We start from the raw sequence: 733 nt of genomic DNA on the forward strand, positions 1-733 counted from the left end.
GAACGAGGCGATCCAGAGCCTGAGCTGGTTGGCGCGCATGGTGGCCGCCGAGGTGCGGTCGGCGAATAGGTCGAGCTGGCATTCCTTGATGCGGTTCTCCATCTCGCCACGGGCGCAGTAGAGGTCTTCATAGAGGCTCTTTGCCGGCCAGGTCTCGGCGGCGAGCGAGGTGACGACGAAGCGCGGGTTGGCCTCGCCTTGCGTCCACTCGGCCTTGGCCACGGCCCGGCGCCGCAGCTCCAGCTCTTGCGCGTGGCCCCAGGAGATCCTTGAAGCGGCGGGCCGTCCGGTCCGCTGAGGGAGCTCTCTCTGCTCTGGCCTGCTCCAGTTCAGCCCCGATGTGCCGGACCAGCCGGACATTGCGGGCTGGGCCGAACAGGTAGTCGACGGCGTTGGTCTCGCACCAGGCCATCAGCGCCTCACGAGCGAAGCCGGAATCGGCGCGCAGCACGATGCGGACCTTGGGCCAGCGGCCCGCGCAGCTGGCGCACGATCTCCTCGATCGCGCCGGCGGCGGCGTCGATGTTGGCGGGCCGCAGCTTGGCGCACAGCAAGTGATCGCCGCAGAAGACGTAGAGCGGCAGGTAGCAGTAGTTACCGTGTAGAGTAGGCGACGAGCGCCACACCGCCTTTCAGCAGTCGGTTTCTCGTCGCCCCTCCCCGAACCGGACGTGCGCCTTTCGTTACGCATCCGGCTCTCCAGAAGACATGGCAAAACAGGCTTCCCCATCCA

1 protein-coding gene and 1 pseudogene are annotated in these 733 nt (G+C 67.1%); both read right to left on the reverse strand.

The features are described 5' to 3' along the window. On the reverse strand, positions 1 to 222 hold a 222-nt coding region (locus tag EOA38_RS41190), incomplete at its 3' end, for a transposase (RefSeq protein ID WP_210213028.1). Next, a pseudogene (locus EOA38_RS40840) lies at positions 128 to 626 on the reverse strand (transposase). The gene EOA38_RS41190 and the pseudogene EOA38_RS40840, both read right to left, overlap by 95 nt. Positions 627 to 733: the final 107 nt, after the last annotated feature.

This window comes from Mesorhizobium sp. M1E.F.Ca.ET.041.01.1.1, assembly GCF_003997355.1.
Taxonomy (GTDB): domain Bacteria; phylum Pseudomonadota; class Alphaproteobacteria; order Rhizobiales; family Rhizobiaceae; genus Mesorhizobium.